Source organism: Leptotrichia wadei (assembly GCF_007990445.1).
GTDB lineage: Bacteria > Fusobacteriota > Fusobacteriia > Fusobacteriales > Leptotrichiaceae > Leptotrichia > Leptotrichia wadei_A.
In genome coordinates this window covers 531826-549358 of record NZ_AP019841.1, presented here as the reverse complement: position 1 = coordinate 549358, position 17533 = coordinate 531826, and the positions used below count along the sequence as shown (strand labels likewise).

At 30.4% G+C, this 17533-nt stretch carries 17 protein-coding genes; 8 read left to right on the top strand and 9 right to left on the bottom strand.

The window, feature by feature from the left end:
• Window positions 1–35 precede the first annotated feature (35 nt).
• The 8 genes from dnaE to cbiB all read left to right on the top strand — a co-directional run bounded on the left by dnaE (window position 36) and on the right by cbiB (window position 8696).
• Window positions 36–3593, top strand: coding sequence for a DNA polymerase III subunit alpha (gene dnaE, locus FVE74_RS02730; protein WP_147003117.1), 3558 nt, complete (start codon window positions 36–38; stop codon window positions 3591–3593).
• A gap of 24 nt (window positions 3594–3617) precedes the next feature.
• Complete coding sequence (locus FVE74_RS02725; RefSeq protein ID WP_147003116.1) at window positions 3618–4388, top strand: hypothetical protein; 771 nt, start codon at window positions 3618–3620, stop codon at window positions 4386–4388.
• A gap of 93 nt (window positions 4389–4481) precedes the next feature.
• Window positions 4482–5036, top strand: coding sequence for a 16S rRNA (guanine(966)-N(2))-methyltransferase RsmD (rsmD, locus tag FVE74_RS02720; protein ID WP_147003115.1), 555 nt, complete (start codon window positions 4482–4484; stop codon window positions 5034–5036).
• 27 nt (window positions 5037–5063) lie between these two features.
• On the top strand, window positions 5064–5285 hold the full coding sequence (gene xseB / locus FVE74_RS02715; protein ID WP_060918438.1) for an exodeoxyribonuclease VII small subunit: 222 nt from the start codon (window positions 5064–5066) through the stop codon (window positions 5283–5285).
• A gap of 109 nt (window positions 5286–5394) precedes the next feature.
• A complete protein-coding gene (locus FVE74_RS02710; RefSeq protein WP_147003114.1) occupies window positions 5395–6285 on the top strand; it encodes a polyprenyl synthetase family protein in 891 nt (296 codons plus the stop codon).
• A gap of 43 nt (window positions 6286–6328) precedes the next feature.
• Window positions 6329–7108, top strand: coding sequence for a polyphenol oxidase family protein (locus FVE74_RS02705; protein WP_147003113.1), 780 nt, complete (start codon window positions 6329–6331; stop codon window positions 7106–7108).
• 21 nt (window positions 7109–7129) lie between these two features.
• A complete protein-coding gene (locus tag FVE74_RS02700) occupies window positions 7130–7687 on the top strand; it encodes a hypothetical protein (RefSeq protein ID WP_147003112.1) in 558 nt (185 codons plus the stop codon).
• Window positions 7688–7754: 67 nt separating this feature from the next.
• A complete protein-coding gene (gene cbiB / locus FVE74_RS02695) occupies window positions 7755–8696 on the top strand; it encodes an adenosylcobinamide-phosphate synthase CbiB (RefSeq protein WP_147003111.1) in 942 nt (313 codons plus the stop codon).
• Between the two features lie 62 nt (window positions 8697–8758).
• Here the strand turns inward: cbiB and speB are convergent, their stop codons facing one another.
• The 9 genes from speB to FVE74_RS02645 all read right to left on the bottom strand — a co-directional run bounded on the left by speB (window position 8759) and on the right by FVE74_RS02645 (window position 17376).
• Entirely contained in the window at window positions 8759–9619 is an 861-nt protein-coding gene (speB, locus tag FVE74_RS02690; RefSeq protein WP_147003109.1) for an agmatinase, read from the bottom strand.
• Window positions 9620–9660: 41 nt separating this feature from the next.
• Complete coding sequence (locus tag FVE74_RS02685; RefSeq protein WP_147003107.1) at window positions 9661–10905, bottom strand: RNA-guided endonuclease InsQ/TnpB family protein; 1245 nt, start codon at window positions 10903–10905, stop codon at window positions 9661–9663.
• A gap of 245 nt (window positions 10906–11150) precedes the next feature.
• Window positions 11151–11336 (bottom strand): hypothetical protein, encoded by a 186-nt coding sequence (locus FVE74_RS02680; RefSeq protein ID WP_147003105.1) that lies wholly within the window; start codon window positions 11334–11336, stop codon window positions 11151–11153.
• Between the two features lie 278 nt (window positions 11337–11614).
• Window positions 11615–12460, bottom strand: coding sequence for a polyamine aminopropyltransferase (gene speE, locus FVE74_RS02670; protein ID WP_147003103.1), 846 nt, complete (start codon window positions 12458–12460; stop codon window positions 11615–11617).
• A 65-nt stretch (window positions 12461–12525) separates the two neighbouring features.
• Window positions 12526–13056, bottom strand: coding sequence for a glycoside hydrolase family 108 protein (locus FVE74_RS02665; protein ID WP_147003101.1), 531 nt, complete (start codon window positions 13054–13056; stop codon window positions 12526–12528).
• 153 nt (window positions 13057–13209) lie between these two features.
• Window positions 13210–14673, bottom strand: coding sequence for an aminotransferase class I/II-fold pyridoxal phosphate-dependent enzyme (locus tag FVE74_RS02660; protein WP_147003099.1), 1464 nt, complete (start codon window positions 14671–14673; stop codon window positions 13210–13212).
• Between the two features lie 99 nt (window positions 14674–14772).
• A complete protein-coding gene (gene speD, locus FVE74_RS02655) occupies window positions 14773–15666 on the bottom strand; it encodes an adenosylmethionine decarboxylase (RefSeq protein WP_147003097.1) in 894 nt (297 codons plus the stop codon).
• Window positions 15667–15924: 258 nt separating this feature from the next.
• Window positions 15925–16800 (bottom strand): hypothetical protein, encoded by an 876-nt coding sequence (locus tag FVE74_RS02650; RefSeq protein ID WP_147003094.1) that lies wholly within the window; start codon window positions 16798–16800, stop codon window positions 15925–15927.
• A 12-nt stretch (window positions 16801–16812) separates the two neighbouring features.
• Entirely contained in the window at window positions 16813–17376 is a 564-nt protein-coding gene (locus tag FVE74_RS02645; RefSeq protein ID WP_147003092.1) for a hypothetical protein, read from the bottom strand.
• Window positions 17377–17533: the final 157 nt, after the last annotated feature.

Here is a 17533-nt window from a genome sequence, read left to right as displayed (position 1 = left end):
TTTTAATAAGTTAAAAAAGAAATTAGGTAGAAATTATGGGAAATAAATTTGTACATTTAAAATTGCATACGGAGTATTCATTGCTTGAAGGCGTTGGAAAAATTGATGAATATGTCAAAAGAGCTGGCGAACTTGGGATTAACGCTTTTGCGATTACGGATACTTCGATGTTTGGGGCAATTGAATTTTTTAAGAAATGTAAAAATGCCGGGATAAAGCCGATTATTGGACTTGAGATTTTTCTAGATGGACTGGAGAAAGTTGGAGAATATTCGCTGACTTTGCTTGCTAAAAACCAGAATGGATATAAGAATTTGTCTAAGCTGTCTTCGCTTTCATATAGCAGATTTACACGGAAGCGGAATAAAATTAAGTATGATGAATTGAAAAAATATTCGGATGACTTGTATATTTTGTCAGGTGGAGTAAATAGTGAAGCTGTAAAGGGAATTTTGGATTTGGAAAACACTCAGGTTAGAAAAGTTATTGAAAAATTGAGCAAAGATTTTGGGGATAATTTTTTTATTGAAGTGCCTGCTGCGGGAAGGCTGGAAAAGGCTAGGAGAATGTTATTTGACATTGTACGTAAAAATCAATCTGAAAATTTTGTCATTACTAACGATATTTATTATCCGAATAAAGAGGATGCTGTTTTGCAGAAAATTGTGGAATCAATAAAGGAAGGAAGTAAAATTGAAGGGGGGAAATCGGAAAATAATGAAATTTTGTATGATGATCTGTATTTAAAGTCTGGGGATGAAATAAAAAAAAAATTTGAAAATAAAGAATATAGCGAGTTTTATGAAACTGGGATAGGAAATATTGAAAAAATTGTGGAAAACTGCAATGTTGATTTTGAATTTCATCATTTTAAGTTTCCAAAATATTCATTGCCTGAAAATGTGAGTGAAAGGGAGTTTTTACGAAACCTTGTATTTGAGGGGATTTTTCAGAAGTATTTGAAGAAATCTATTTCAAACGCTGAGAAATTGCGATTAGATAAAGAATTTGAAGTAATAAAAAAAGAATTTGTTAAAGATGAAATTGCTGGGCAGAAATTAAAAGAAATAAAAATTCGGGAAGAACTGTTAAAAAATAATTTAGAGAATGTTTTGGAGCGGGCAGAATATGAATTGGAAATTATTGATAAAATGGGATATAACGGGTATTTTATCATTGTCTGGGATTTTATAAAATTTTCACGGGAAAATGGAATTTATGTGGGGCCTGGACGGGGTTCTGCGGCTGGGAGCATTGTTTCCTATGCCTTAAATATTACAGAAATCGATCCGCTTAAATATAATCTGATTTTTGAACGGTTTTTGAATCCAGAGCGTATTTCAATGCCTGATATTGATATAGATTTTGACCAGGAACAGCGGGAAATTGTCATAGATTATGTTGTAAATAAATACGGGACAGAATATGTGGCACATATAATTACTTTTGGAACGTTGAAGGCTAGGCTTGCTATTCGTGATGTTGGGCGTGTGTTAAACGTTTCACTTGCAAAGGTTGACAAAATTGCTAAAATGATACCCTTTAATACAGAACTTAAAGAGGCTTTGAATAATATTCCTGAATTTAAAAAAATGTATGAAACTGATGAGGAAATAAAAAAAGTGATTGACTATTCGCTCAAATTGGAAGGAAAAGTGCGGCATGCCTCTGTCCATGCGGCTGGAGTCGTTATTTCCAAAGATGTGCTAAGCGATGAGATTCCGACTTATTCTGATGGAAAAACGAAGATTGTTTCGACGCAGTATCAGATGAAGGAACTGGAAGAGCTGGGAATTTTAAAAATGGATTTTCTTGGCTTGAAAAATCTCACAATTTTGCGAAAAACTGTGGAAAATATTGAGAAAAGAAGAAAAACAAAAATTGTATTAAATGATATTCCTCTAAATGATGAAAAAACGTATGAATTGCTTACAAAGGCTGATACAATGGGAGTTTTTCAATGTGAGTCAGCTGGAATCAGAAGCCTTATGAAAAAAATGAAAATTGAAAAATTTGAGGACATAATCGCATTACTTGCACTGTATCGTCCAGGGCCTTTGCGAAGTGGAATGGTGGATGATTTTATAAATGTGAAAAATAACAGGACTGAGATAAAATATATTGATGATTCGCTAAAATACATACTTGAGGAAACTTACGGAATAATTTTGTATCAGGAGCAGGTTATGAAAATTGTGAGTAAAATGGCAAATTATTCACTTGGGGAAGCTGATGAGCTACGGCGTGCGATTGGAAAGAAAAATCCTGAACTAATGAAGAAAAATCGTGAAAAATTTGTAACGAATGCTCAAAAAAACGGAGTTTTATCGAAAAAAGCAAACGAAATTTATGATTTAGTGGAAAAATTTGGTGGATATGGATTTAACAAGTCACATTCGGCGGCTTACGCCTTGATCGTTTACTGGACAGCATATTTTAAGGCAAATTATCCATTAGAATTTTTTGCTGCGATAATGACAACCGAAGTGCATAATCTGGATAGATTTGTTATTTTTGTGAACGAAGCGAAGGAAAAAGGGATTAATATATTTTTGCCAGATGTGAATTTGTCTGATTATGATTTTGAAATTGAAGAAAATCAGGCGGATAAAGAAAATTTTGGAAAGACTGGAATAAGATTTGGACTTTTTGCGATAAAGGGCGTGGGAGCAGCTTTAATTAATGAAATAAAAAAAGAACGAAAAAATGGAAAGTTTGTTTCCTACAAAGATTTTGGATATCGGATGAAGCAAAATGGAATTACAAAAAAACAGCTGGAATCACTAATTTTGTCGGGAGCATTGGATGGACTTGATGGAAACAGGTTTGAAAAATACAAGTCCATTGACAAAGTTCTAGAATACAGTCAGAAAAAATACGAATCTGAAGAAGATTTACAATTAATTTTATTCGGAGGGAAAAAGGAAATATCAGTTGACTTCCAGATGGAAAAAAGCGATGAGTTTCCTCAAAAAGTCTTGCTTCAAAATGAAAAGGAATATTTGGGAATCTACGTTTCAAGCCATCCTTTAAATGAGAAAAAAAATCTGATAAATATAATTTTCCACAATAAAATATCAGAAATTTCCCAAAAAGAGCTAAAAAAAGTACGAATTATCGGAATAGTAAAAAACGTAAAAAAATTTACAACACGAGCTGGAAAAGAGCCAATGGTAAAATTTGAAATGGAAGATTTTCAAAAAAGTATTGAAGTAATCTGTTTTCCAAGAGAATACATAACTTTTGGCTATAAAATCACGGAAGGGCAGATTATGGTACTGGAAGGAATTGTAAATACCGAGCAAAATAGAAATACAGTTATTTTAAACAACATTTGCAACATTGAAAATCTGGAAGAAAATAAAAATCTAAAATTATACATTTTAATTGACGAAGAAGTGAAAGAAACAAATCAAAAATTGAAAGAGATTATTTTAAAAAATAAAGGCGATAATCAAGTATTTTTGGCATTTAAAACGAATGGAAAAAAGGAAGTTGTGAGATTGTCTAAAAAGTATAATGTGAATCTGTCGCTCAAGTTTATTAGAAAAATTGGGAAATTAGTGGGGGTTGAGAGGATAAAGTTGAAATGATAAAAAAATTAAAGGAGTTGAGATATGTTTTTTTTAAATAATAAAAAATTAAAAAAATCTTTTAAAGTAACATTCATAATGATGATATTTTTTACAATAAACATTGTAACATTTTCTGCAAAATCAGAATTTTTGGCAATTGGGAATTTAAAAATTGTAAGACAGGAGCCGCTAATTATAAAAAGGGAAGATTTGAATATTACGATTGAGAAAAATAAAACAATAAAGGTTGAAAGTGTTTATACATTTGAGAATATTGGGAATTATAATGTGAAATCGACGTTTATGTTTTGGCTGGATACGAATATTGAGAAGAGCTTAAAAGAGGATTTTAGCAATAAAAATACGAATAATCGGGGAAAATTTGTAAAAAATATAAAGTTTTTGACAGATTATAAAAAGGCACAAAATTTGAGGGCAGTTATAAAATTTGATGAAAATATTTATGAAAGTCAAGTTACAGATAGTATCCAGCGTGAATGGTTTGCCATTTCAAAGGTTATTCCGTCGATGGAAGAAGGGAAAATCGCTGTTTATTATGATTTGGTAAATACAAAATTTTCAAGAAATAAGGATTTTGTGTACAGTTTTGAGCTAGTTGACAATTTTTTTAATAAAAATAAGGCGGAAATATTGTATGTAAATGTTTATAATAAATCAGATTTAAAAATTGACAGTATAAATTTTAAAGACTATGAATTTAAGAATATTAGTAAAAATAGTGCAAAAGAGCATTATGAATTGCTTGAGGGTGGAGTAAACTTGGATGGAAAAATTTTAATAAAATTTAAGTAGGGTAAATATTGGTAATTTTGCCTGAAATGTAGTAAAATATACACAGATTAATTCAAATATAGAGAGAATCACAAAAATTGAAATGAGGGAAAAATGAGAATTATAGCAGGAACGTTGAAAAATAGGAGAATAAAGTCGAGGGAGGGGAGAGAAACCAGGCCAACACTGGAAAGGATAAAGGAGGCAATTTTCAGCATAATTGGAGAAAAAGTTGTGGATGCAAAGTTTCTGGACTTGTATTCAGGAACTGGGAATGTTTCATTTGAAGCACTTAGCCGTGGGGCAAAAAGGGCGATTATGATTGAAGAGGATAAGGAGGCACTTAGAGTAATTATTGAAAATGTGAATCATCTTGGCGTGGAAGAAAAATGCCGTGCTTATAAAAATGATGTTTTTCGAGCGATAGAAATTTTGGCAAGAAAAAGTGAAGCATTTGATATAATCTTTTTAGATCCGCCTTACAAGGAAAATATTTCAACAAAAACGATTGAAAAAATTTCAGAAGAAAATCTTTTGGAACGAGATGGAATTATAATTTCAGAACACAGCACGTATGAGAAAATGGCGGATAACATTGGTAATTTTGTGAAATACGATGAGAGGGATTACAATAAGAAGGTGGTTAGTTTTTATAGGTTTGAAGATTGAAAAAATAAAAAATAAGGAGAAATAAAAATGGCAGTAAAAAAACAAAGTTATGAAGAAAATATTACACAAATTGATGAAATTTTGGAAAAATTGGAAAGTGAGGAATTGTCGCTAGATGATTCAATTTCTGAATATGAAAAGGCGATTAAGCTTATTAAAGATTCTGAAAAATTGCTTGAAGCTGGGGAAGGGAAAGTTATGAAGGTGCTTGAAAAAAATGGAAAAGTGGAAATGGAAGAGTTTGAATAAAAATTAAAGATAGATTTTTGAAGGTATAGAAGCAGAATATTTAAAATTTTTGAGTTCAGTTTTTAAATAAATTTTATTTAAAATAAAAATTTGAGTGACGGGGGATAAAATGTTACGGGAATATTTGGAAGAGAAAAAGAAGGTTGTGGAGAATAGCCTGAGGGAATTACTTGGGAATTATAGGGGTAAATATCCTGAAAAATTGGCAGAGGCAATGGAATATGCGGTTATGAACGGAGGAAAGCGAATACGTCCTATTTTGATGTATATGATTTGTGATTTGTTTGAAAAAAATAATTGTAAAAGTTATGATAAAATTAAGGAAATTGCCGCTGCACTCGAGTTTATTCATTGCTATTCACTTGTTCACGATGATTTGCCAGCGATGGACAATGATGATTACAGACGTGGTAAATTTACAGTTCATAAAAAATACAATGAAGCAATCGGGGTTCTTGTGGGAGATGCTCTTTTGACGGAAGCCTTTGGAATAATTGCTAATTCTAAAAGTTTAGGGGATAAAAATAAAATTGAGATTATTTCAAGATTATCTGAATATGCAGGATTTTTTGGAATGGTCGGCGGGCAGTTTGTGGATATGGAGTCTGAAAATAAGAAAGTGGAAATTGACACATTAAAATATATTCACGCTCATAAGACTGGGAAATTACTGACTGCTGCGATTGAATTGCCGATGATTGCTTTGGATGTTGAAAGTGAAAAGCGTGAAAAAATGGTGGAATATTCAAAGTTGTTGGGAATTGCATTTCAGATTAAGGATGATATTTTAGATATTGAAGGGGATTTTGAGGAAATTGGTAAAAAATCGAATGATGTGGAAAATGAAAAAACTACTTATCCTAGCATTTTTGGATTGGATGAAAGTAAAAGGCTACTTCAGGAATATTTGGAAAAAGCAAGAAAAATTATTTCTGATGACTTTAATGGAAATCAGCTGTTTTTGGAATTGACAGATTATTTTGGAAATAGAAAAAAATAAATGGTTAAACAAATTGAAAATTATAATTTAAACGGGAGAAAAAATGTTTATCGAGAAGAAAAATTACTTTTATATTGAAGAATTTGAAAAATATGGAATAACAGCAGTTTATACCAAAAAAATTGCTGGAAATATGTCTGATTATTGTCCAATTGAAAATCAGGAAGAAGGAATACAGAAAAAAAATCGGAAAAAATTATTAAAGGAATTAGATTTGTCAAATAAACAGGAAGTTATGGCTTTTCAGACTCATTCTAACAATGTAAAAATTATTGATGAAAATACAGAAAAGTATTATTATGAAAAGCAAGATAATATTGACGGATTTTTGACAAAAAGGAAGGATATTGCGATTTTTACATTTTATGCAGATTGTCTGCCAATTTTTGTTTATGATAAGGAAAATCAAGTTATTGGGGTCTGGCATTCGGGATGGCCTGGAACGTTTAAAGAAATGATGAAATCTGGACTTCTGGAAATGGGAAAAAATTATGGAACAAAAGTTGAAAATGTGATAATGGCGTTAGGAATTGGAATTGGTCAGAAGGACTACGAAGTTGGAAATGAATTTCATGATAAGTTTGTGGAAAAATTTTGGAAAAATGATAAGGAAATTGTAGAAAAATCATTCTGGCTTAATGAAAAAACAGGAAAGTATCATTTTGACAATACAAAATTTAATGAACTTATGGCACTCAAACTTGGGATAAAACAGGAAAATTTGATTGTAGCAGATGAAAGTACATTTGATGAAAAATTTCATTCTTATAGAAGGGAAGGAAAAAACGCTGGAAGGGCTACAGCTATGATTAGTTTTAAATAAAAAAAGGGAGGGGACAAATTTATGAAAAAATTTTTATTTTTAGTATTTTTAATGATAGAAACAATAGGATTTTCAGTTAATTGCAATTGGTATACAGGGAATACAGAATCTGCAAGCAAAATGGTAGAACTGGTTAAAAATACAAAATTAACAGATAAAATTTATTGTGATGTAGAAAAAAATAAAATGGTATATGAAACAGAGGATAAAAATAATGATAGTTTTATGGAAGTAGGGTTAATTTATAACAAAGGAAGCAAAAAGGGGCTTACCTATATTGAAATTGCTAATTATTTGGATGAATTTGAAAAGGATGTAATTAAATTATATCCCTGGAAAAATTTGACAGAGTTAGAATATAGTAATTCTCCAGAATATTATAAATACAGAATGTATATTTACAGTCCTGAAAATAAGGATGAATTTATGATTTATATGATTCTTTATGATACAATAAATGGTGTATGGAAGCGTTTTTATAGTAAAGATTTTTGGAATAAAAATGATGAGAATGCTATTGAAATGATAGAAATTATGGAAAAAGCGGGAGCAAGGGCAACAGATGATATAGTTTATTAAAAAAGTGATTTTTAAGTAAAATAGTTTATAGAAGAGTTACACAATAATGAATAATAGGAGATAAATAATGAATTTTCTAGTAAAAATATGGATTTCATTCATTTTAGACTTAATTTTTGGAGATCCAGAGAAAATTATACATCCAGTTCAGATTATTGGAAAAATGATTACATTTCTGGAAAAAAGATTATATGGAAAAAAAGGAAGTTTTACTGGTGGAGCAATTTTAAATATTTTAGTAGTTGCAAGTACGTTTTTTGCTATGTATTTTCTAGTAAAATTAACAAAAATTAACAAAGTATTTGAAATAATTGAAATTTATTTGATGTATACGGTGTTTTCTGTAAAATCATTGGCTCGTGAAGGGAAAAGAGTTTATGGGATTGTAAAACTTGGAAATCTAAAAGTGGCAAGAGAAAAGTTATCTTACCTTGTTTCAAGAGATACTGAAAAAATGGATAAATTAATGATTATTAGAAGTACGATGGAAACTATTTCGGAAAATATGGTGGATGGAGTGATTACACCGATGTTTTATATGTTTTTAGGCGGACTCCCGCTAGCAATGACTTATAAGGCAATAAATACTCTTGATTCAATGGTTGGATATAAAAATGAAAGATATGCGAAGTTTGGCATGTTTTCAGCAAAATTAGATGATGTGGCAAATTTTATTCCTGCCAGAATTTCTGGAATTCTCATAACAACGGCAAGTTATATTTTAAGATATAATTATAAAAATGCCTGGAAAATATTCAAAAGAGATAGAAAAAATCACGCAAGTCCAAATTCTGCTCATCCAGAAAGCGCTGTAGCTGGAGCACTGGGAGTTCAGTTTGGTGGAAAAGTTTCATATTTTGGAAAAGAAGTAAAAAAGCCGACAATTGGAGATAAATTAAAAGAATTTAGATTAGATGATATAAAAAAAAATATATTATTAATGTATATGACAAGTTTTGTCTCAATCTGCTGTTTTTCTACAATTTATTTAGTTTATTTAATGTTATAAATTTTAAATTACATTTAAGTTTTGTGTACACAAGGGGTTAAGACCCCTTGCTAAATCAAAAACTATTTATAAATAAACAACAAGATTTCCCTTAATAATTTACAAGCTAATGCTGTAGATTGCCCAGATTGATCATATACAGGCGACAATTCATTCATATCAAGTCCAACAATATTTAACTGAGAAATTTTTTCTATTGCCTTATGAAGTTCCACAAAAGTGACTCCTCCCGCTTCAGGCGTTCCAGTTCCTGGAAACTCAGATGGATCAAGCACATCTAGATCCAATGTAAAGTATACTGGTTTCCCTTTCAATTTTTCCACAACTTCATCAAGTCCGTCAAAATTAAATTTTGTCGTGTGAAGATGTTCCTTTGCAAACTTCCATTCATCTCTTTCTCCACTTCTTATTCCAAATTGAAAAATCTTACCATCTCCAACAATATCCCAGCATCTTCTAATTACAGAAGCATGCGAATAATACTGCCCTAAATATTCATCTCGCAAGTCAGTATGCGCATCAAACTGTATAATATGCAAATCTGGATATTTCTCAGCAACTGCCTTCACAGAGCCCAATGTTACTGAATGTTCTCCACCAATCATAAACGGAATTTTCCCATCCTTCAAAATTTTTGCCGTTTCATCTTGAATATCATGTAGCGTACTTTCCGAATTTCCAAACGAAAGCTCCAAATCTCCCCCATCAAAAACATTTATATCTTCCAAATCCTTATCCTGATAAGGACTATAAGTTTCTATCCCAAAACTCTCATTTCTCATAACCGCCGAAGCAAACCTAGTCCCTGGCCTAAATGAAGTTGTGCTGTCAAACGGTGCTCCAAAAATAACTATTTTACTCTCCTTATACTCATTATCGCAGCCTCTGAACCTCCCATGACTAAAGTCGCAGGGTTCTAAAATCTTTAAAAATATTTAAAAATTTTCTAAGAAGTTTGATAGCTTTACACTACCCTTATTCTTTTAGGTGTGTTCAGCTCACCTCTATTGTATAGGATACTTAAATCCACAACTTTACTTTTTCTTAATATATTTAATGCTCCGTTACAATCTGCATTTAATTGATAGCCTTTTCTTGTTTGATATAGCCCTCTTTTTATTCTTTTTCCACTGAATATATATTCTTGCGGATTTTCTTTATCATATATCTGGATTTCATCTCCATCAAAGAAACTTGCTTTTGATGTATAACTCTCTTCTTGTAGCTTTAATTCTATTCCATATAGTTTACATAGATATATTAATTTATCTCTTAATTTTCCATATGGTATATTCACAAAATTTTGATTATTTATACTTCCTATATTTGAATTTCTTTGAAAATCCTCATTATATCCCAGAACTATTTTTCCTATATCATTATTAAGACAATAATTTACAATTATTCTTGCTGCTTTTGAAAGATAATCATTTATACGATTATTTCTCTTTCTAGTTATTCTCTTTTGCCTTAATGTTGTTCGGGAGGTCTTTTGCTTATCTTTAATGCTTTGCAATTTTGCATTTATCTTATTATAGTATTGATTTATTGATTTTAATTTTCTACCATCTATTATGAATGAAGCTCCAGCATTTGTAACACAAGTACAAAGATTGTCTATACCTAAATCAATTCCTAGTGCATTTTCTTTATTTAATTCCCTTTGAACTTCTTCTACTTCATATGTATATTGAACTTCAAAGTACCTAGAATGTTGTTTTGGTATTATTCTAATCTCTTTTATTTTCTTGTCTTTTAATACTGGTGGTAGCTTAATTTTAACTTCCTGATGAGTTTTCTTAAACAAATTTGAATAAGGAACTATCAGCATACCATCTTTTAATCTAACAAATCCTATAACAAGAGTTGTAAATCCATCTTTAGCAAGATAATTAGGTAATTTTATTTTACCATTATATTGACCATTCTTAACAAGTTTTAAAAGTCCAAAAAATGATTTGAAACTTCCATCTACTTCTTTTAGAATTTGTTGAGCCATATTAGAATTTAACTTCTTATAGTTCTTACTATTTTTAAGCATTTTATAGTTTTCATTATAACTTAAATACTTTTTCTTATTAAAATAGTATTGTCTAATATTATATATAGCTTCATTAGTTAAGTTCTTGGCTATATGAGATAAATATTTTAAATTTCTAAACTCTTTTTTACTAAGATGTTTTACTTGTTGTTTTAATGTTAAATACATATATAATCACCTCCTTTTTATCAGAGATATTATACCATATATTCTACATGTTATCTATTAAAAAGTAATATTTTTTATTTATTTTTAAATATTTTTAAAGTTTTTAAAACCCCACAACAGTGGGAAGTGTCGTTCACATAAGTGCGCTACTACTTATGTAGTTCTCAAAGATTTTATATCTTATGAACTTCTTGTTATCTCTAACAAGCACAGACTATATCTTATCCATAGTGTATCTCAACACCTTAGGCGAAACCACTTCCAATACCTATCGCTTGTATTGTACTCCCCTCACGAGGGATAGTCGTTGAACTTTCCTTTTCAGGCTTAGCTGCTGATTGTCTATTATTATAATGTTTAGGATTTAACCTTGCACCATCTAGTATATTTTTTCTGCTTTCGCCACCATCACACTTATACCGTATTCTCACTTAGGTATTATGTTGTGGTCATACTAGCTTTAAGAGTTCCCAGCAATTCAGTTTCTTTGTTGCACGGTTTTGCTCCGTGTCTACATACAAGTTTCCCTATATGCTTACTAAAATTTTCGTGCAATTCATCTCATGACTAAAGTCGCGAGTGTTCTTGCACTATTTAATAAACGTATGTATATTCTTACTTTTCATAATCAATTCTCCTTCTTATTTTTTTTGCTTTTTGCCAAGAAATCTTGACCCGTTAAATTTTTATATTTTTTTCTTTTTTGATTCTAATCATTTATCAATTCTTTCACATAATTTGGCAACGCAAACGCTCCTTTATGCAATTCCGTATTATAATATCTAGTTTTTATCCCAAACTTATTCCATTCATCATCCTTCAAGTCTTTTACAGGATTATATTTTTTTGAAGCAAATCCAAATAGCCAATGTCCTGATGGATATGTCGGTATATGCAGCTGATAAACTGTTGCAAACGGAAAAACTGCCCTTAACTGTTTATTTGCTCTTGCTGTTGCTTTAGCATCCGCCTCATAATAGGGACTTTCGTGCTGATTCACAAGAATTCCGTCATCTTTTAGCGCATTAAAGCAGTTTCCATAAAATTCCCTCGTAAACAAATCTTCTCCAGGCCCAAACGGATCAGTTGAATCCACAATTACAATATCATATTCATCTGTCTTGGAACGTACAAATTTCAATCCATCCTCGTAATAAATACAAACTCTTTCATCATCCAGCTTATTCGCTGTCTTAGACAAATATTTACGGCAAACATCAACAACCATCTTGTCAATTTCCACCATATCAATTCGCTCAATATGTTCATATTTTACAAGTTCACGGACAGTCCCGCCATCTCCAGCGCCAATTACCAATATTTTCTTAGCTTTAGGATTTACTGCCATCGGAACATGTGTTATCATCTCATGGTAAATAAACTCATCCTTTTCTGTCAGCATCATAAATCCATCCAGCGTCAAAAACCGCCCAAATTCCTGCGATTCAAAAATATCAATCCGCTGAAAATCACTTTTCACACTGACTAACTGCTTATCAACCTTTATAGAAAACCGAACATTTTTTGTATGCTCTTCTGTATACCATAATTCCATCTGCTACACTCCTTTCAATTTATATTACCTACTTTTTATAATTTTATTCTATTTTTTATACTAAATTAAACATTTTTCAAATAATTTTCCTTAGTTTTAACTCTATTTAGCCATCCAGTTAAAAAATCACTTTGAGTTGGATTACTTTTGGCAAGGGACTTATAGTATTCACGTTGTAAATTATGATAAACCGTTAAAAATTTAGCTGGATTAACTTCATTTAAATATTTTAACGTCATAGGCCCAACTGCTCCATCTACACTAATTACATTTTTACCATAAACCTTGTTCACAGCCTCCTGAGCCTTTTTAATTCCATATCTCCCAGCATTTACTGAAAAATCAAATATACTAAGCGCTATTTTATCATTTTTTATCTTATCTAATTTTTTTGCCTTATAATATTTTTCCTCATAAATTTTTTCAGCCATTGCCTTCGTAAAATCCTTCATACTTCCCTTATAACCACATTCTCTAGCCTTCTCTTTAGTAATTCCATATTTTGTTTCTCCGCCTTTATCATTTCTGTCATTAGAATAACTGCCTTCAACTAGTAAAATGTAATTAAAAAATTTCAAAAATCTGCTATCAGCCATTTTTATTTCCTTCTTTCATCAATTTCTCTATCTTAATACTAAACCCTATTTAAAAACAGGAGTTTTATTTTATATCATTTAATAAAAAAAGATCTTAATTCATAATTAGCCTGCTGTTTAACAGGAAATAATATTAGAATAGAATTAGAATTCTCACTCCAAAACAACATTTATCTTTTCAACATGCATATCTTCAGTTCCCGTAAGCAAACATCCCTTTTCCTTCGCATATTCAATATAATTTATAATTTCCTCCGTAATTCTCTCTCCTGGCGCTAAAATCGGTATACCAGGCGGATAAGCCATAACAAATTCACCACTTATTTTCCCAGCACTGTCTTTTATAGGAATCATTTCCTTTTCTGAGTAAAAGGCTTTTTGTGGCGGAAGCACAACATCAGGATTTATATATTCATGATCGAACATTCCCGTTGAATCTTTTGAGTAAAGTCTCTTAATTTCGGCAAGTGATGAAATTAGCCGTTCTATTTCCAATCCTCTATCTCCAGCTGAAATTATTGCCAAAATATTTCCCAAATCTCCAAATTCAATTTGAATTTCATAATCATCCCGCAGAATATCATATACTTCAATTCCAGCTAGCCCTATATCCTTTGTATATACAGACAATTTTGTCGTATCAAAGTCATAAACCGAATCTCCGTCAATTAATTCCTTCCCATAGGCATAATATCCGCCCAGTTTATTAATTTCACTTCTAGCATATTCTGCAAATCTAACTGTCTTTTCAAAAAGTTCTCTTCCGTTTATTGCCAAATTTTTTCTTGCTACATCAAGCGAAGTCATAAGCAAATATGAAGCGCTTGTAGTTTGAGTTAAATTTATAACTTGCCGCACATAATCGGCATTTATTCGCTCACCACTTAATAAAATTGAACTTTGCGTTAAAGAACCACCTGTCTTATGCATACTAATCGCTGCCATATCTGCACCAGCCGCCATTCCTGAAATGGGCAAGTTTTCATCAAAGGAAAAATGTGCTCCGTGTGCTTCATCAACCAGCACAAGCATATTATTCTCATGCGCTAATTTCACAATAGATTTTAAATCCGAGCAAATTCCATAATAAGTTGGATTATTTACCAAAATTGCCTTAGCATCAGGATTTGCACTAATTGCCTTTTTTACATCGTTAATCGACATTCCAAGCGATATTCCCAATTTTTTATTAAGTCCAGGATTAATATAAACTGGAATTGCTCCACAGATTACCATCGCATTAATAGCGCTTCTATGAACATTTCTCGGAATAATAATTTTATCCCCGGCCTTACAAGTCGCCATAATCATAGCCTGTACCGCTCCAGTAGTTCCGCTCACCATAAAATAAGCCTCTTTCGCCCCAAAAGCCTCCGCCGCTATTTCCTGCGCCTCTTTAATAACCGAAGTCGGATGGCATAAATTATCCAGCGGCTTCATCGAATTAACATCCATCTGCATCGCTTCCAGCCCAATAAAATCTCTAAATTCCTTATTTCCACGTCCTCCTTTATGTCCTGGCACATCAAATCTCACAACCCTGTTGGAAAGATGATTTTTCAATGCATCAAAAAGAACAGTCTTATTCTGTCTGTCTTTATCAATATTTTTGCCCATTTTTCAACTCCTTCCATATTTTTTTTTATTAAAACTATTTAAAATGATCAAATATAAAAAATATATTTTTTGAATACATGATTCAAGTATAAAATAATTTTAATAAATATTCATTCCGCTATAAATTTCAATCATTTCCTTTCTAAGTCTATCTGTAATTTCCAGTCTTTTTTTCGGTGCAATTTCATAAACATCCTGATTAAAAAGATAGTTTTGCAATTCGATTTCCTTTATAAGCATTTTTGTATGAAAAATGTTTGACTGATAAACATTTACATCAATTGCATCGTAAATTTTTAACTTTTCAGGCTCAATATAATCCTGAATAGAAGTTATATTATGATCTGTAAAAAATTTCTTTCCTGAAATATCCCTTGTAAAACCTCGTATTCTGTAATCAATTGTGATTATATCAGAATCAAAGCTGTCTATTAGATAATTTAGCGTATTTAATGGTGAAATTTCTCCGCAAGTTGCAATGTCAATATCTACCCTAAAAGTGGAAATTGAATTATCTGGATGGTATTCTGGAAAAGTATGCACTGTTATATGGCTTTTATCCAAATGAGCATGAACTGTATCTGTATCCTGGCTTGCATTTTCTCCTTCTTCTTTACTATTTTTATTTTTCTCAATTTTTTCAGTTTCCCTATCTTTCCCAATTTCCTCAAAGAATGGTTTTCCTCTATTACAAGACTTGTCAATATTTTCAGGATTTATTCTTTCCTCTGCAATTAAAACATTTACAGATGCCCCTTGCGGCTCATAATCCTGCTTTGAAATGTTTAGAACCTGCGCTCCTATCATTTCTGCCACACGAATAAGTATTTTTGTAAGCCTCTCTGAATTATACTGTTCATCAATATATGCAATATAATCCTTTTGCTCTCTTTCTGTTTCGGCATAACAAATATCATAAATATTAAAACTTAACGTTTTCGTTAAATTATTAAATCCATACAGCTTAATTTTATTTCTTTCCAACTCATTCATCACTTCCTCTCTTATTCTCTCATGAATTTCCTTTGCAACGATACAAGAAAATTAGTTATAATGTCAAAAATCCATATATTCCCCTATATTTTGCTTACAATTTGTAATATATTTTTCCGCCAAATTATAACATTTATACACAATTTTTACAATGAAAATTATAAAATGATTTTCCTCTTACAACTAAAAAAAATCACAGCTAAATTAATAACTGTGAATTTAGATTTTAAGACAACTTATTTTTTATATCTATTAACTTTATAAAACCATCCTATACTTAACTATTCTATTCTCGCATCCCATTACATAAATCTCATTTTCAATCACGCAAATTTTTACAATTCTTTCCTTTAATATTTTTTCCTGCATTAAAATATTAAATTTTACATCTGTAATTATTAATTCTCCATTTTCAAGTCCGATAAAATATTTCCCTTCAAACTCTTCAATGTATGTTATTTTTCTATCTGAAATTTTTATCGAATTATAAAGTTCCTGATCCAGAATATTCCATATTTCAACCTCGCCATCTTCTGTTCCTGCAAAGTATTGGAGTCCAACTATTTTTGAATAGGCATGATTATTTTCTGTTTTTACTTCAAATATTTTTTTTAATCTGTTTTCAAAAATACTTATTGTATTTATTTGCTTATGATCTTCCCTAAATTTTATTATAACATTTTCTCCACTTGTGAATATTTTATAACTCCCATTTTTTCTACATTTTGAAAGTTTTGTGAAAATTAATTCTCTTGTATCGACATCATAGGAAAAAAGAATATTATCTTTAATATAGACAATCCTTCCGCTTGTTATAAAATTCATAACTTGAATTATATCTCCCATGTCAAATACAAGTTCTACTATTCTTTTTTTATTTCCATCACATTTATATACTTTCCCGCTTGGAGTAGAAACAAAAAATATACTGGAAACAAATAATTGATTTTTTTCCTTTATATATTTTATAATTTCACAATTTTTTACTTTCCCTCCACTTTCCTTTTCAAATTTTCCCTTGTTAAAGTATATTAATTTTTCTCCCGTTGTTATAATTCTCTTATTTACAGGTTCAACGCCAAAATCATTTATTTTGGTCTTATAGTTTATGTTTTCTTCTAAAATTAATTTCATAGATCCCCTTAATTAATACACTATATCTTCTGTTGGAAGATAACCGGCATTTTTCAAAACCCGTTGCATATTTTCACTTGTTTTTGAAAAAATTTCATTGTTATAATAAATTTTCCAATCTCCATCAGGCTTTGCTGTATCATAAATATATTTAAACAGCATATAGGTATCTCCCCTCTTGGCATCATAAACATATAGTCTGTAAGTATAATATCTTGGTTTGTTTTTTTTATCCTTTTCTGGTATATTTGTTGGAAGCAATTTTAAAATATCAGACTGAAAATCAGCCAATATATTAAAAATATTTTCATAAGTCAATTCTTTTTTTTCTCTTAAATTATAAAGCAGTCCAATTTCTATATTTCCTATTCCAACATAATATGTCATATAATCATTTTCAACATCACAATAAATATCTCCCTTTAATTGTGAATGATTTATCAAATCAATTTCTTTAGATACGTAGATATTTGGATTCTTAATCCATTTACATAAACTTTTACTTTTGCTTGCATTTGTATTTGAAAATGAAATTCCTGACACTAATAAAGCAAGCAATACTATTAATTTTTTCACTTTTCCTCCTAAAACTGCAATTATTATACTAAAATTTTTTTAAATTAAACTCAAAGATTATAATTATTCTATTCAAACTTTATTTTTTATTCTAACTAATTTAAATATAAATATTAAATATTTGAACATATCTCAAGTATCAAGTATATATTAAAAG

What these genes read in the sequence shown, in the direction of transcription:
- FVE74_RS02665 (WP_147003101.1), bottom strand. Translation starts at nt 13,056, where the DNA reads ATGGCTGATAGCAGATTTTTGAAATTTTTTAATTACATTTTACTAGTT.
- speE (WP_147003103.1), bottom strand. Translation starts at nt 12,460, where the DNA reads ATGGAATTATGGTATACAGAAGAGCATACAAAAAATGTTCGGTTTTCT.
- speD (WP_147003097.1), bottom strand. Translation starts at nt 15,666, where the DNA reads ATGAATGAGTTGGAAAGAAATAAAATTAAGCTGTATGGATTTAATAAT.
- FVE74_RS02710 (WP_147003114.1), top strand. Translation starts at nt 5,395, where the DNA reads ATGTTACGGGAATATTTGGAAGAGAAAAAGAAGGTTGTGGAGAATAGC.
- FVE74_RS02705 (WP_147003113.1), top strand. Translation starts at nt 6,329, where the DNA reads ATGTTTATCGAGAAGAAAAATTACTTTTATATTGAAGAATTTGAAAAA.
- rsmD (WP_147003115.1), top strand. Translation starts at nt 4,482, where the DNA reads ATGAGAATTATAGCAGGAACGTTGAAAAATAGGAGAATAAAGTCGAGG.
- FVE74_RS02700 (WP_147003112.1), top strand. Translation starts at nt 7,130, where the DNA reads ATGAAAAAATTTTTATTTTTAGTATTTTTAATGATAGAAACAATAGGA.
- FVE74_RS02685 (WP_147003107.1), bottom strand. Translation starts at nt 10,905, where the DNA reads ATGTATTTAACATTAAAACAACAAGTAAAACATCTTAGTAAAAAAGAG.
- cbiB (WP_147003111.1), top strand. Translation starts at nt 7,755, where the DNA reads ATGAATTTTCTAGTAAAAATATGGATTTCATTCATTTTAGACTTAATT.
- FVE74_RS02660 (WP_147003099.1), bottom strand. Translation starts at nt 14,673, where the DNA reads ATGGGCAAAAATATTGATAAAGACAGACAGAATAAGACTGTTCTTTTT.
- xseB (WP_060918438.1), top strand. Translation starts at nt 5,064, where the DNA reads ATGGCAGTAAAAAAACAAAGTTATGAAGAAAATATTACACAAATTGAT.
- FVE74_RS02650 (WP_147003094.1), bottom strand. Translation starts at nt 16,800, where the DNA reads ATGAAATTAATTTTAGAAGAAAACATAAACTATAAGACCAAAATAAAT.
- FVE74_RS02725 (WP_147003116.1), top strand. Translation starts at nt 3,618, where the DNA reads ATGTTTTTTTTAAATAATAAAAAATTAAAAAAATCTTTTAAAGTAACA.
- dnaE (WP_147003117.1), top strand. Translation starts at nt 36, where the DNA reads ATGGGAAATAAATTTGTACATTTAAAATTGCATACGGAGTATTCATTG.